Consider the following 1,152-nt stretch of genomic DNA (forward strand, 5'->3'; position numbering starts at 1 on the left):
GTGCGCGAGCGGGCGGTGCGGCTGGTCTTCGACAACGAAGGTCAGCATGGGTCGCGCTGGCAGGCGATCGTGTCGATTTCGGCGAAGATCGGTTGTTCGGCCCATACGCTGAACGAGTGGGTGAAGAAGGCCGAGGTCGACAGCGGGAAGCGCGCGGGCATTCCGACCGAGATGGCCGAGCGCATGAAGGCTTTGGAACGCGAGAACCGCGAGCTGCGCCAGGCGAACGAGATCCTTCGCAAAGCGTCAGCGTATTTTGCGATGGCGGAGCTCGACCGCCGGTCGAAGTGATGGTGGGTTTCATCGACGCGCACCGGAATGCGCACGGGGTCGAGCCGATCTGCAACGTGCTGCCGATCGCCCCGTCCACCTACTATGATCATCTGGCGAAGCGGGCCGATCCGTCTCGGCGGTCTGATCGGGCCCGTCAGGACGAAGCGCTGCGCCCCGAGATCCTTCGCGTGTTCGAGGAGAACTGGCGGGTCTATGGTGTCCGGAAGGTCTGGCGACAGCTTGGCCGAGAGGGCTTCGGTGTCGCGCGGTGCACGGTGGCACGGCTCATGAAGAGCATGGGTATTCAAGGGATTATCCGTGGAAAGCCGCACAGGACGACGATACCGGACAAGAAGGCACCATGCCCGCTGGACAAGGTTAACCGCCAGTTTCGCGTGCCCGCGCCGAACATGCTCTGGGTTAGCGACTTCACCTATGTCGCCACCTGGAGGGGCTTCGTCTATGTCGCCTTCGTCATCGACGCATACGCCCGCAAGATCGTGGGGTGGCGCGTCAGCACCTCGGCGCATGCGGGGTTCGTCCTCGATGCCCTGGAACAGGCGGTGCATGATCGCCGCCCGGCAAAGGGCATGGGACTGGTTCACCACAGCGACCGCGGCAGCCAGTATCTGTCCATCCGCTACACCGAGCGCCTCGCAGAAGCAGGCATCGAACCCTCCGTCGGCAGCGTCGGCGACAGTTATGACAACGCGCTGGCCGAGACGATCAACGGTCTGTTCAAGGCAGAGGTCATCCACCGTCGTGGTCCGTGGCGCAGCTTCGAAGCCGTCGAATACGCAACCCTCGAATGGGTCGACTGGTTCAACAACCGCCGCCTGCTTGAGCCAATCGGGAACATCCCGCCCGCAGAAGCAGAGG

Annotated in this window: 1 protein-coding gene and 1 other annotated feature; the gene reads left to right on the forward strand. The window is 63.5% G+C overall.

Annotated features, from left to right (window positions below; translation table 11 throughout):
- Nucleotides 1-1,152 (forward strand): IS3 family transposase gene (locus FOA17_RS13460; protein WP_203232326.1). Its coding sequence is split into 2 segments (ribosomal slippage), with 1,153 coding nucleotides annotated over them: nt 1-256 and nt 256-1,152; the frame shifts between segments, so codons are not numbered across the junction. This gene is flagged as partial in the annotation.
- Nucleotides 249-365, forward strand: a sequence feature (AL1L pseudoknot). (Overlaps the previous gene by 117 nt.)

Source organism: Gemmobacter caeruleus, from assembly GCF_008271655.1.
Taxonomy (GTDB): Bacteria; Pseudomonadota; Alphaproteobacteria; order Rhodobacterales; family Rhodobacteraceae; genus Gemmobacter; species Gemmobacter caeruleus.